At 39.9% G+C, this 14,820-nt stretch carries 5 protein-coding genes; 2 read left to right on the top strand and 3 right to left on the bottom strand.

The features are described from left to right. Nucleotides 1-248: 248 nt before the first annotated feature. Nucleotides 249-653 (bottom strand): retroviral-like aspartic protease family protein, encoded by a 405-nt coding sequence (locus AB1422_09560; GenBank protein MEW6619558.1) that lies wholly within the window; start codon nt 651-653, stop codon nt 249-251. A gap of 1,013 nt (nt 654-1,666) precedes the next feature. Between AB1422_09560 and AB1422_09555 the strand changes: the two genes are divergently transcribed. Together AB1422_09555 and AB1422_09550 are read left to right on the top strand one after the other, a co-directional pair. After that, a complete protein-coding gene (locus AB1422_09555) occupies nt 1,667-10,234 on the top strand; it encodes a fibronectin type III domain-containing protein (protein MEW6619557.1) in 8,568 nt (2,855 codons plus the stop codon). 542 nt (nt 10,235-10,776) lie between these two features. Next, nucleotides 10,777-11,427, top strand: coding sequence for a hypothetical protein (locus AB1422_09550; protein ID MEW6619556.1), 651 nt, complete (start codon nt 10,777-10,779; stop codon nt 11,425-11,427). A 147-nt stretch (nt 11,428-11,574) separates the two neighbouring features. Here the strand turns inward: AB1422_09550 and AB1422_09545 are convergent, their stop codons facing one another. Together AB1422_09545 and AB1422_09540 are read right to left on the bottom strand one after the other, a co-directional pair. Continuing rightward, nucleotides 11,575-12,783: an O-antigen ligase family protein gene (locus AB1422_09545; GenBank protein MEW6619555.1), complete on the bottom strand. Its 1,209-nt coding sequence runs from the start codon at nt 12,781-12,783 to the stop codon at nt 11,575-11,577. A 7-nt stretch (nt 12,784-12,790) separates the two neighbouring features. Next, complete coding sequence (locus tag AB1422_09540; protein MEW6619554.1) at nt 12,791-14,602, bottom strand: nucleoside-diphosphate sugar epimerase/dehydratase; 1,812 nt, start codon at nt 14,600-14,602, stop codon at nt 12,791-12,793. Nucleotides 14,603-14,820: the final 218 nt, after the last annotated feature.

Below are 14,820 nucleotides of genomic sequence, written 5' to 3'. Positions count from 1 at the left end.
TGTGGAAAACAACAAATTTCCATAAATTTCTATTAGTTTCTATTAATTTCAATTTTTTTAATAATATCTCCCTATCTCCTTAATCTCCACATCTCCTTTTGTTACACCACCTGAACGCTTACCAATAAACATATCGCTCCTACGGAGCTAATTTGATGTTGAGACGGTAAATCTATAAACATCTCGCCCTTACAGGGCTGAATATATTTTAAACTCCGTTAGGAGTGATATATTTGTAGACTTACATTTCAACACAAAGGTAAAAGTGGCTTATTGGGAGATTTTGGATTTGGTAGAAGCCTTTTTTCTAAAGGAGAGATGTGCCAATCCATCTCCTCGAGAGGGACTGCCCCAAGAAGCGGTTCAGTTCCATGTGGAAGCTCAATTACGCGTACCTGAGATACTCTTCCCTGCACTTCTACCTCTGCTATACCGAAAACCCGATATTCATGTTGACCCCCATCAGCTGTATATACTTGCACAGTTCCAATCTCTTCCAACTTGAGTTGGTCAATCATCTCAGCAGGAAGTGAAAGTTCTGCTGCCCCTGAATCAACGAGAGCCATACACTCAAGTTCTTCTCCCTGTTTATCAGCAGGTAGATACCTATTCTGCCAGTTTCTTATCTTCATTGAAACAGTAAAAACTCCCATCTACAGCCTCCTCAATTTCTGCTAACATCTACCATACTTATTATCTTGTAACCGTTCACCGCAGAGACACAGAGACGCAGAGAAAAAAATTAAAATCTATTCACCAGAGACAGAAATTTCGGGACGGTTCACTTTTGTTTGAAAGATTGCGGATTGAAATTAGAAATCAGGGAGAGAGACAAAAGCCCAATGTAACTATTCACCATTCACAATTCACCATTCACAATTTCTTCCCTAAATTTCCTTAATAATGGTGAATGGTGAATTGTCAATTGTGAATTATCACTCTTCACGGTGTCAAGCAAACCTGGCCCAAGAGTTCGATGCACCGCTATAGCGCATCCAATGACTCTATTCGATAATTCATCAAATTTCACTTCGTGCTCTCCGTACCCTTCGTGGTGAATAGTTACAGCCCAATTTCCAATTTCCAACAAAAATCATAGGAAAAACGATAAAAGGAACCGTCCCGAAATTTCCTTTTTTTGTGCATTTCGGGTCTTTCATTGTTTATTAATCTTTTAATACGGACTTTTGACTAACTCTTTTTGTAACTGTTCACCGCAGAGACACAGAGACGCAGAGAAAAAAATTAAAATCTAGGGACGAGACGCTTAACATCCCTGGGCAAGCTTTTGAGTACAACAACATTAAACTTGCCCTGATGAAAATCAGGGATGGATTAACAAATCTGGCTTGTCTGCTGAACATTCGGCAAGCAGCTCCTATGTATTTCAATAGCTGCACCGATAATCTTTTCTGTTATCTGATTTATTTTTATGTCTTCTCTGTTTCTCTGCGTCTCTGCGGTAAAGGATTACCTGAACGGTTACCCTCCTGATTTATTGTTTGTAATAATTATTATATCATCACCATTAAGTTATTGTCAATATTTTTTTAAATGTAAAAAAAACTTGCCAATTTCTAAAAATTATGTTATATTTATAATATCTGGAAACAATGGAATATTGATAATACTCCATCATTCATTCTAACAGGGAGGTGTATTTTTGATGAAAAAATGGATGATTCTAATATTAGGTTTAATCGGCTATTTCACAGGGGTTTCAAATGTCGGGGCTTTTAGCATAAGTGGTAAAATTAACACTCTTGCTGATGCCCAGGTGACCATTGCCGGCAATGTTTCAAGTGTAACCACCACATCGGCTGATGGTAGTTATGTTTTTAGTGGTCTGCCAGATGGAAATTACATTGTTACCCCGGATAAATTATGGTGGTCTTTTTCACCAGGTTCCAGAACAGTTCAAATAAGCGGTGTTGATATTTCCGATGTAGATTTTACGGCAAGTTATGCCCCACCGACCATCCGCGTTACCTGGCCAACCGCTACTGCCACCATCACCAGTGAAGGCTCGATTACCGCGACATTTGAAGTAGAAAACTTCAGTATCGGCATGGCACCTGATGGCTACTGGGAAGGATATATTATTCTTGTGCTCTACTGCCAGCCGCCTGGTGGAAACAAACAAGCTGTCTGGACAGGATTTGTTAACGAGACAACCTGGACTTTTAAAAATTGTGTGCCCGGAACTTATACGGTTGAAGTAGGTTTAGCCGATATGTTTCATACCAGACAACATAATCCAGAATCAAAACATGCTGTTGAGTTCCGATTTGAACTTGCACCCGGGATGATGAATCCGGTAAAGAAGTTTAAAGGCGAATCGAATGATAATATCATTCGATTGAGCTGGGAGAATCCCTACAATGCTTATTTTCGTGGTGTGCTTATTGTCCGCGGGACAGAGACTATTGGCACCTGGACACCAACTCAAGGAGCAACTTCAACCTATGTTGTTGGTAGTCTAACAAATGATGGGAAATTAATGGTAATTTATAATAATCAGTATGAGACCTGCACAGATGAAGACCCGGCATTAATTCCACTTCAAACTTATTACTACACCGCTTTTGCCTATGATAAAGATGGAACTTATTCTGCGGGAGAACAAACTACAGTGATGCTAAATGATACCCCACCAGCCGCGGTGAGCGACCTTGATAGTTTGTATTGGACAGCAATCACCGGCTGGCAACCCATTCAACCAACATCATTTAGCATTATTTTAAATTGGACTGCACCTGGTGCAGATGGAAGTCAAGGACAGGCAAGCACTTATACTATTAAATGGACAACGCAAGGCACAAATACCTTACAGAATGATTTTGACAATTGTGCCTCTGCTCCAGGTATAATACCAAAACCTTCCTTTGCCGGTAATCGAGACCATCTGGTTGTTATCGGAACTGTCACTGATGACCGAAAATTACCCATTGGCAGTCGCACCGTCCAACCCGAAACAACCTATTTCTTTGCCTTAAAAACTATGGATAGAGGCGGACAGTTGTCTAACATATCCAATGTCTTTCAGAAAACGACCTTAGACGAAATAGCCCCTGGCACCGTGACTGACCTTGCCATTGCCAATGTTAATCTGCAAAACGGCTCACTTATGTTGGTCTGGACATCCCCTGGTGATGACGGAAATATAACCTGGACAAAAGATAAAGGCTATCCAAATCGAACCGATGATAAATACGATATTCGCTACTCTACTGTGCCCATAACCGAGGATACCTGGGTATTTGCCACACAGGTAGGCATACCGCTACCCAGAAAGGCAGGAGAACCGGAGGTATTTATCGTCCAGAACCTACAACTGACTAAATATGAATATTACTTTGCCCTGAAAACAAATGATGAGCAATATAATGTTTCCGCACTATCCAATGTCGTTTCAACCGATATGATTTCTCCAGCTACGGTTACTGATTTAGCCGTAGGAAGTGTTACTGCAAGCACCATAGAACTTAGCTGGACTAATCCAGGAGATAACGGCACACAGGGTAAGGCAAGTGTTTATGATGTGCGATATTCTCTTGAGAAGATTACTGAGGCGAATTGGGATAATTGTTTCCAGGCATTTGGCGAACCAAAACCTGATGCCCCAAATACGAGAGCAACTTTCACCGTCACCGGACTTGGCTGGAATAAAACCTATTTCTTTGCCTTAAAAACCGTAGATGAGGCTGGAAATGAATCCGGGCTTTCTAATGTTGTCTCAGATACGACTAAAGGCGACCTGCCAACACCACCTCTCTGGAAAGAAGCTGAATGTCTGCCTGGGGATGAGGTGCTTTACCTTTCCTGGAACCCCAGCCCTCAACCAGATATTGCTGGGTATATCTTATATTATGGCGATGAATCCTACGCAGGAACGATTAATAAAACTTATGACCACATGATTGATGTGGGTAATGTCCCGAAATATAATCTCGAAGGATTAACGAATGATAAAAAATACTATCTTGCCCTACGCGGCTATAACACTAATTCATATCCCAGTAACTATTCTACGGAGATATGTCGCACACCGGTTGGACTTGGCTATCAATATGAGCCAATGAGTGTCATTATCCCTATGGGTAACCAGCAAGAAGGTGCTGGTCAGATTAAACTGGATAAAATAAGAAATGCCTACAAGGCTTGCTTTAACCATGTTTATGAATATGGTAATATGGAATGGACTGCCTCCACATCATTCCCTTATCACAACACGGTTTTTGATGCCGGCACATTTATCTCAGAATATTCACCCGCAACCTCAACGGTAATAAGTTTTATAGATTTTGTTGGCACACCAACGCCAGATTATCTTGTTGTAGAAAAGGGTGTTGGGACAGGAAATGTGCTTGGTGTCTCAAAATCCTATTCCTTACAACCCATCAAGATTGCTTTATTTTACTCGGATTTAATGGATGAATATGACCAATACATTACCTGGGAAGAAGGTTATTTTGAACAAATATTCCGGATGTATCTTTGGGGTGAATACTTTGACCGTGTTAATGAAAATGATATTCGCCAGGGCAAACTTGCTGATTATGACCTGGTTATTTTCCCATCAGTTAAAAAAGGTTATGTGGAAGATGTTGTTGGCACTTTGACCCAACAAGGATTAGATAATCTCAAATCATTTATCGCCAATGGCGGTATCCTTTACACGCAGGGAGAATGTGTGTATTTAGTGGAAAAACTTGGGCTGGTAGGTTCTGGAACCGTAGATTTACAAACACGCGTAACAGATATAGATAGTAAAGGGCAACTAAATATTTTAGATACCGCACATCCACTTACCTTCTCCTGGTTAGCTCCAGAAACTTATGTTCTTGACGACCCGTTATTATTAGAAAAATCGCCAGTGGCAAATGCTACCCAGACAATAATCGCTAAATATACTGATACCAATCATTCAGATTCACCAGCCATAATTTATATTGAACACCAGTTAGGCTGTGCGATGATGATACCTTCTCATCCATCGGATAAAACAGAATATTATCCAATGGTCTTAGATGCGGTGCTTTTAAGTATGTCGAGAAAGGCGGCTTTATCAATGGATGCCTGCCAAAAGTTCTCTGAGGAGGTGCCCAAAGATATTATTCCCGGATTAGAGGCAGATGTCCCGGTGTATGTTACGGTAACATTTTGTAACTTCTGGAATAACCCACTTAAGGATGTAGTTATCAAATCGGTAGTCCAGCCGGGATTCAATATTACTGACCAGTCTAAAATCAGCCCATTACAATCTAATATTGAGCGAGAAGGGACTATCACTGACCTGGGTCCTGGCACATTGACCACTATTACCTGGAATTTTGGCGAAATTGATGAAAATACAAAGTTAAACTTATCCTTCTGGGTTTTTACAGAGGCAAATGCCCTTAAAAAAGGAGAGGCGGTTGTTTGCAAGACATCCGCAAGTTACAAAGAGGTGCCAGGTGGTGATGTAACGATTTATGCCCGTGATGTAACGATGAAGGCAAAAATGGCGGCACGATTAGTTGGCGACCGCTCGCTGGATAAACTTACCGCTTATGGCGTTGTTGGCAGCGGAATATTCTCGGATGTTGTCTTTCCCATTGAAAATAAAGAAGATACATTGGCAAAAAATGTCAATGTCCAGGATTTAGTCGCTTTGGTTGCCCCAATTGTTGATGTAACGGATAATCGAAAGATAGTCTGGTCAACTGGCGGCACATACTGGGATGTAGATGACGGTGATGCCAATGTCTGGTTACAAAATGAGGTATTTTTCTTTGATGACCCACGCTATCCACTACCTATCGAAGCACCTAACCGCTATGTCAAATTTAATGTTAATAACTGGGATGGCGTGACAACTTATATCTATGAAAATCCTTATGGGGCACCAATTGAAATCCCAAATGTTTATAAAGAACCACAATGGGGACCAGGACTTGATAAACCTTTAATTAGTTTAGCCCCAAATGGCGATATAATCCTGCCGGCACAAAAACTTACCTGGACCGGCACCTGGACATATCATCAAATTGGCGGGTATGATTTTATCGACCCACTTGTCAGATATGGGATAAGGAGCACGGAATTACCACCGCCCTACCCGGGCACTTCTACTGACAAAAATAAAATCCTTCCGCCCAGAACAATTTTAATGGCAACATTACCCAATATCCCGGAAAACTATGTTGTTAATGGTAAGGTGCTGATGAATGCTCAGGCATTATTCTTTATCATTTTATTAGGCTCAGATGAAAACCCATATAAACAATATTTATCACAGGGCATTGCTTATTCACCTATTCCAACTAACATTGAAAATCTACCAAAGGTAAAATGGCAGGATATGTGGGGGAGACCGCATTCTGCCCCTCTTAGAACGATGGACCCACAGTTTAAAAAATCGAATGACTTCTTCCCGGTGGTTAAAGTTTATCCAACGGTAAATGATACCTATGAACTTTATGTAGAGAAGGATACCGCCAGTGGGAAGCCGCCATACACAAGGGATGGTGATGAAAAATTGTATTTAGAATATGATGTCTCCAAACCTGCAAAATTACATCTGATTGCCAAAACATGGAATGGGTCACGGGAATTTGAGCAAATATATCAACCTGATGAAAAATTTAAGATAAATAAAGACCAGAGTTTAATTGTCAAGAATATCTTTAAAGGATTAGGGTTTGATACAAGATATGAGCAGTACTATTTGACTGATTATCAGAATGTAGGCAACCCAACACAACTTGTTGATGAAAAAGATGAGCCGATGTTTCATACCCTATATTTCAATCAGGCATTATTTACTGGCGAAAAAGAAGAAATTCATATCTGGGCAGATATGAACACATATTATCCGGATGTGCATTATGAGGGACCGATGAAGGTTAATGATGGTAGTCGATATATCTTTCATAAGCCCGATGAAGGCCCTAATCAATATATGATAATGGATGCCCATGTTCAGGCGGTCTGGGGGTTAGTTAGTGATGTTGAGATTTCTAAAAAGGTAGCACCAGTCAATATCGGTAATTATGGCGATACGGTGTTTCATATTATTAAAGTTGAAGACCCGTATGAGCCACGACAATTTGAAATGGAGACATTCCTTAAAAGCTATGGGTTTGGGAGGATAACCGCCAGCACATTTGTTGGTGGTCGTATTGATGATAAACTTTGCACCCCACGACTTGCCCCGGGACAGGAAACATTTGTGAGAATTGAGGTTTGTAATAACCTTGGTGGCAGCGCCAATGACCCATATACCCTTAAAAATGTTAAAATCGAACCAGATACCTCTGACCCGGAGACATATCGGATAATTAATGATTGGATGACGATTACTGTGGATGATTTATTAAATTCTATTCCTCCGGTGCATCAGGACTTATCGTATCTACTTGAGGCTCAAAATGAACCGAAGATTGCGGATGCCTGGCGAGGGATAGTCTATTTTAAAATTACGACCAAACCCAATATCCCTGATTTAGATAGAGGTAAGATACATAAGATAAAATTCAAATTGACCTGTGATGAGCCGGGCAATCAATTAGCCAATGTCGGTTTTGAAATCCCGGCCGCCTGGATAGGGATAGAGGATACTCAAGGGCATATTTTAACTTCGTATGGTTCATCGACGGTTGTCCATTTAACCGATGGTTTTCCCTCTTTTGTTACGGTAAATAAGGCGAAATTAGCCAATGCCGCAGAAAAAGCAGAATTTGAACGACTTATGGGAATAGATGTGAATCAAAAACCACGAGGCACACAATCAGCGGCTTATTTTGAAGCATTAAATAGAGATGTTTCCTTTAACCCCACAAAAGGCACCGTAACCTTTACTTTACCTAACTATGCCCAACAATTACCCTGGTATGATAATAATGAAATGAAGCAGGATTTTTATGTGATTGTTCAATCTATTACGGATAGTGTGCGAAGTGGCATAAAGGTCGTGAATGAGGGTCCGGGGATTGAGTTTAAAGACCATTTTGGCGAAACAGGCACTTCTGCGGGGAATCTTGAAACCGTTGTTGTTCATGGACCTGCGATGAATCAGGAATATATCGTTAATCAGATACGACGGGCATTTAATGGCGAAATAACACAGACACTCACACTCAACGAACGAAATGAGGTAGATTTAAAGGTATTATTTGTCAATACCGGGGATGATATTGCCGAAACACCAAAGATAACGATGAACTTAAATGCTGATGTCGATTTGATTTCAACATTCCCCGGAACCAGCACACAAATTGGAGATACAATTATCTGGGAATGGGGTGAGGGAGGGAATATCGCACCGGGGTCGGAAAAGAATATCTTACTAACCCTGTCGATTACCCCACAAAAAACGAAAGGGAAAGCACCGAAAGCACCTACTCCACTCCAATCAACTGACTATTTTGAATTAATTGGCTCAACCAGTATTACTTACACGGATGCCTTTTTAGGGATACAGGTTACTCCACCACCATTGGGTAGTCTTTCCCTGCCCGCAATGGCACCTGCTATTACTGGACCGACAAATCTCCAGGCGGTTGGACATCCGGGCTCAATATCATTAACCTGGGAATATAATATTGCCACACCAACGACCTTTAATATTTACCGCACAGATATACCGCCAGCAGGGACAGTAACTTTTCAACAGATTGATACCGGAATTGGCACAACGAGTTATATTGATAACACGGTAACTGAGGATATTCCTTATTATTATGTCGTCACCGCAGTAAGTGGTGATCAAGAAGGACCTATGTCAAATGTAGGTAGTGCGACACCAGGAGACATTTGGGCGCCAGGCACAATAACCGATTTTACGGTAAAAAATATTACCTCTGATTCGGCTGGATTAGAGTGGAGTGCACCGGGTGATAACAATTTTACAGGCACTGCCTCACTTTATATCATCAAATATGCACCTGTCGGAGGAAATTGGGATAATGCCACTGTGTTTCTTTCACCACCTCTCCCTCAACCTGTCGGAAGTGTCCAGCAGGCAACAATAACTGGATTACTTAGCACGACGGCATATCGATTTTACATTCAGACCCGGGATGAGGTGGCAAATCCTTCTGGTATCACCACCTGTGATGCAACTACTCTGGCTGGACCAATTACGACGAGAACCGTCTCTTTCCGAGCGGGATGGAATCTATTCTCATTACCGTTAATACCAACGCTTAAACCATACACCGCTGAAAATTTAGTTGAGAGCATAAATGCACAGGGCACAACCGCAGATATAGTTCAACATTGGACCGAGGGAAGCACCTGGTTAACTTACCAGATAGGCATTCCACCAACACCTCCATATTTTAATAACGATATGCCGATTGAAGTTGGAAGAGGCTATTTTGTGCATTGTAAGAATGCCAGCACCTGGCAGATGCACGGCAGTAAAATTGAATCAGAAAATATAAATCTACGAGTTGGCTGGAACTTAATTGGTCAAGGTGTGGCGACAATTACGGCTAAAAACCTGCTCCAGAATATAAATGCCCAAAACGGCTCAGCAACAATTGTTCAACGCTGGGATGATGGAAGCTTCTGGGCAGGGTATCAGATTGGCTTCCCGGAGTTCTATAACTTTACAACGAATATAGATAAAGGCTATTTTGTCTATTCAAAACAAATCAGCAAATATTCGCCAAATTGGACCAGGGTGAGTAATTTTGCAGAAAATCAAGTTACTATCTCCTGGATTACTACCTCTAACCTGAAATGTAAAGTTCTTTACGGCACGACGACATCTTTGGGTTATGAGGCGTTTGATGACCGTGGGGTAGATACTCAAGCAGAAACACATTTTGTTACTATTAAAAATCTAAAAACACAAACTACATATCTTTACACGCTGGTTTGTGGTAACTCAACTGACCCGGCAACCTATTCTTTCACCACAGGACCGACGATACCGCCGCAAGCACAGGCGAATATCGCGGGTTATGTTAAAAAAGGTCCTATGCCAGTTGAAGGGGCAATTGTTTATGTTAAATTGAAAAAACAGGATAATTCCTCAGAATCCGTCTGGGCGGCTTGTTTAACCGACGCTACAGGCAGATGGGAAATAGACAAAAATAAAATCAGGACTAAAGATTTACAAGGCTTTTTCAGTTACTCAAATCAAGACAACATTTATATCGAGGTAGAAGCAGGCTCTTTGGGTAAGACATCGACAACCGTAAACGCCAGCACGACTAATGCAGGTGATATAAATTTACCGTAAATTTTGGATGGTGTCTTAATCTAGCATAAAGGTTGAAATAGTGTAAGAAAAGGAGATATGGAGATTATGGAGATAAGGGGATATATTTAGGAGTTTTTGGTGAAAGGGTTAGGGTTAGGGGGCTGGTTTGGTTTAGGGGTTATGAAGTTAGAACCATCCTGACCTAACTCCTGAACCTGTCAGGAGCAGGCTTCCATACCAACTTCATAACCATAATCTTTTAATTTATAATCTCCACATCTCCCTTATCTCCTTATCCCCCTTTTTACACACCGGATGTGTAGCCTGAACGCTTACAAAAGTGATGGTTGAGGATGTTTGGTGTAGACAAGTCCTTATCATTTAAATACCCCTCTCCGTCTACACCTTACATCCGAGACCAGAAAAGTAAGTAATCAGTGATAATCTGTGGTAAAATCTTGCGGAAGATAATAAGGGAAGAATCGTGGGAGACGCTAAACAGGAACTTAGTTACCAATTACCAGTTACCAATTACCAGTTACCAGTCACCAATTACCAAAAATAAGGAGGTATAAGAAAAAATGAAAAGATTAATTATGAGTTTATTAACAATTGGGCTATTTATTCAGTTAGCCTTTGCTGAGGAAATAATGGTTTCTAATATCACGGATAGCCAGATGACAATTTCGTGGGTATCTGATGAACCAGAGATAGGGCTAATCAAGTATGGTGAGACAAAAACAACTCAAATTGCCTATGATGACCGTGGGAGTAATACCGTTAGCACTATTCACCACATCACGCTTGTTGGTTTATCGCCACAAACACCCTATCGTTGTCAGGTTATCTCTGGTGAGACCGTTCTCAAAGACTTTGAAATAACTACCGGAGTATCTTTAATTCCAACAGGCAATGATTTAGTCTATGGCAAGGTGATTGATGCCGAAGGTAATGCTTTAGATAACGAAGCTATCGTCTATTTGAAACTCCAGGACAATGATAATCAAGGGGATGAAGATGAATCCGCATTGTATTCTGTTTTAGCCAATTCAGGTGGCTATTGGTACACAAACTTAGTCAATTTTAGAACTGCTGACTTGACTAAATCCTTCAAGTATTCTGCCAAAGGTGATTTTCTTCTTATTCAAGTCGAAGGTGGACAGTTAGGAGGTAAAGTCCTTAAAATAAACACTAAAGATGATACGCCCGCCCCTGATGTTGTCCTGCCATAAAATCCTTCAACATATCGGTAAATGGCTTTCCATAAATTTCTACCAATATATCGTTCCTACGGAACTGATTGATTTGTCTATCTATTCCTACCAATATTATGTTCCTAACGGAACGATTATTCTCATGCCTTATTTATGGGTATTATCCTATGTAAACTTCCAGTTAATAACCGCTATATCTCCTGTCCTGACAATCATTCCCAATGTGAACCAGAAAAGATAGGCACTGCTACCCAGGTAGGTGCAATCTACCATTCCGTGAACTAACCAGACTATTAACCCAGCCAGCAGTCCAATCGTTAACGGAAAAAGGTCTTTATCTTGAAGATTCCTTTTAAGGATTTTAAAACCAAGGCAAAAAGAGGCAATAAGCAACCAGATAAATGCAAATAAACCTAATATTCCTCCTTCTACGGCAACATTTACAAAATTGTTATGGCAATGTAAATGCCCAAAGTCTTTATTTTCCATTGCCTCTTTAGAAAAATATTCAGGATAATAGATATGGATAAAAGTTCCTGGTCCTGTGCCAAACACAGGATAATCCTTGACTATCTGTAAGCTATCCCTCCAGAGATAGATTCTTCCACCAAGAGTTTTATCTGAAAATATTGATAAGACTTGATTAGTTACTTCTTTTGGGAAAATAAATGGAATGACAATCACAAATGCGAATAAAGAGAGTAATATTTTCTTTTTCTTCCGAATACCGATGATAATTATAAAGATAAGTGCTAAAATCACACCTACCCAAATCCCTCTGGTTTGAGTAAATAATAATACGGTTAAAATTAAAAGATTGATTATTCCCAGAGCAATTTTTTTGTAAGCAGAATTACTAAAGACCCAAAGAGAAAATCCAATCGGAAATATTATTCCTACCGCACCACCTATAGCACGGTTTTCTGTTAGATGTTTTGAGACCCCATTATGAACAACTATCCCAAATAGTTTAAAATTATAAAGATACTGCAAAATTATGTATCCTGATTCAATAGCCACCGCAACTAATAAAACCATAATTATTTTTTTTGCAGTAGATGCGTCCTTAATTCCACATACGACTAAATAATATAAAAGGAGGTGTCTAATCATAGATTCCGTTTTATCCAATGCCACTATTGGATAAGAAGAGAATATTGTTGATAAAAATAGGGTGATGATAAAAAGTAGGATAGGGATGTTTAATGGGGTGCCTATTATTTCAAACCTACGGGTTATTATCATTCTGATTATCCAACCACTAAGTGCTAATATTACTCCCATTATCTGACAGGAGATAGAGATAGTAACACCTAAACAATATAATATTAATCCTGAGAGTATAATTTTTTGAGGTATAGATTCTTTAAACATAAATTATTTATTTTTCATTTGAATTTGGGTTATAATTTGGGACAAATTCCATTAGTTTTTGGACAATTCCTTTTCTATCACCTTTTTCTGCCAGATAGGTTAATTCGTTAATTTTAGTCTCCAGCGTCCCTACATCAATTATATCTGGTTTGGCAATAAATATCTGTTTATGAAATGTAGCGTTGACACCTTCCTCTGCGGTAAGAATCTCTTCGTGTAGTTTCTCGCCAGGTCTTAGTCCAATAAATTTTATTTCAATATCTTTATCTGGTTCAAATCCTGATAACATAATCAGGTCACGAGCCAGGTCTGTGATTTTGACTGGTTCTCCCATATCGAGGATAAATACTTCGCCTCCTTTACCCATTGCCCCTGCCTGAATTATAAGGTTTACAGCCTCGGGAGCGGTCATAAAGTAACGCGTGGCTTCAGGATGGGTTACGGTGACAGGTCCGCCTTCCTCAATTTGTTTGCGAAATAACGGCACGACACTACCTGCACTTCCCAGAACATTACCAAATCTGACACTGATAAATTGCGTTTGCCCTTTTCTATTTTGAACTAAGAGTTCTCCTACCCGTTTAGTTGCTCCCATAATACTTGTTGGGTTGACGGCTTTATCTGTAGAGATGTAAATAAATTTTGCAATATGATATTTTTCGGCTAATTCAGTTAAAATCTTTGTTCCAATGATATTATTTTTGACTGCTTCTTCAGGATTTAATTCCATCATCGGAACATGTTTATGAGCCGCAGTATGAAAAATAACCTCTGGCATAAATCTTTCCATAACTAATGACATTTTAGCACGGTCTTTAATATCACCAAGGCATATTTTTAGAATATCCTTATTTGTATTTAATTCGTGTTCAAGGAAGAATAAGTCATTTTCATTATGGTCGAATAATATCAATTTTTTAGGGCTGAAATTCAATATTTCACGGCATAATTCCGCACCAATCGAGCCTGCGGCACCTGTAACAAGGATACATTTGTTATGAAGATAGGCTGATATTTCGTCCAGATTTAGAGTTACAGGTGGTCGGCGTAACAAATCTTCAAGATGAATATCCCGCAATCCCTTAATGCTTACATCCCCTCTAATTAACTCGCCCAGTCCAGGAATAGTTTTACACTGGACACCAATCTCATTACAAATAGAGACAATCTTATAGATAATCTTTCCAGGAACAGAAGGCATCGCAATAATTACCTCATCGATTTTTTTATTTGTAACCAGATGCGGTATATCCTCTTTTTTCCCAATGACCTCTATGCCATGGATTCGCATACCTTGTTTTTGATGATGGTCATCAATAAACCCGACAACTCTATATTCAGAATCAGGATTACTTTTGATTTCTCTAACTATCATTTCACCCGCATCACCGGCTCCAGCAATAAGAACTCTTTTTTTCTCAGTTTGTTTCCATTGAAATTCCCGGATTAATCTTGGCAAAAATTTCCGGGCGCTAATAAAGATAATACTAAATGCCCAATCTATAAGTAAAACGGTTCTTGGGAATGACCAACGGGCAAAAAAGATAATCACGACCATTACAATCATACTACAGGTTACTGCCTGGATAATGATAATGAAATCCTGAAGACTGGCATAACGCCATAGTCCACGATAAAGCCCAAAGAAATAGAAACTTGCCAGACGAACTAAAATAAAGACAGGTAAAACGGTATAAAATTGGTCAAATTCTATGTTGGTCAGATGTCCACCAAATCGCACCCAGAAGGCAAGATAGAGGATAATGACACTCATTATCCCATCAGCAATAAGTGATAAATATTGTTTATTCTTTAACATAAAAATCTCCATCGTAATGCGTTAGTCATTTTGGGGGGATGAACATTAATCTGCGGAGGACAAAGCAATGAAAATAGTAGGTAAGTAGGTTGTAGGTAAGTAGGAAAGGGATAAAGGATGTGCACGGTATTCCTCTTCTGGGGGCAATGTCTCCCCCTTTCCTACTTTCCTACTCTCCTACTTCCTACTTTCAGGAGAATCCCCCATTTCACTGACCC

It is taken from the genome of bacterium, from assembly GCA_040757115.1.
In the GTDB taxonomy this organism is placed as follows: Bacteria; UBA9089; CG2-30-40-21; order CG2-30-40-21; family SBAY01; genus JBFLXS01.
Note: the sequence above shows the minus strand (reverse complement) of the source record. Positions and strands in the feature narration are given on the sequence as shown.

What these genes read in the sequence shown, in the direction of transcription:
- AB1422_09550 (MEW6619556.1), top strand. Translation starts at nt 10,777, where the DNA reads ATGAAAAGATTAATTATGAGTTTATTAACAATTGGGCTATTTATTCAG.
- AB1422_09560 (MEW6619558.1), bottom strand. Translation starts at nt 653, where the DNA reads ATGGGAGTTTTTACTGTTTCAATGAAGATAAGAAACTGGCAGAATAGG.
- AB1422_09555 (MEW6619557.1), top strand. Translation starts at nt 1,667, where the DNA reads ATGAAAAAATGGATGATTCTAATATTAGGTTTAATCGGCTATTTCACA.
- AB1422_09540 (MEW6619554.1), bottom strand. Translation starts at nt 14,602, where the DNA reads ATGTTAAAGAATAAACAATATTTATCACTTATTGCTGATGGGATAATG.
- AB1422_09545 (MEW6619555.1), bottom strand. Translation starts at nt 12,783, where the DNA reads ATGTTTAAAGAATCTATACCTCAAAAAATTATACTCTCAGGATTAATA.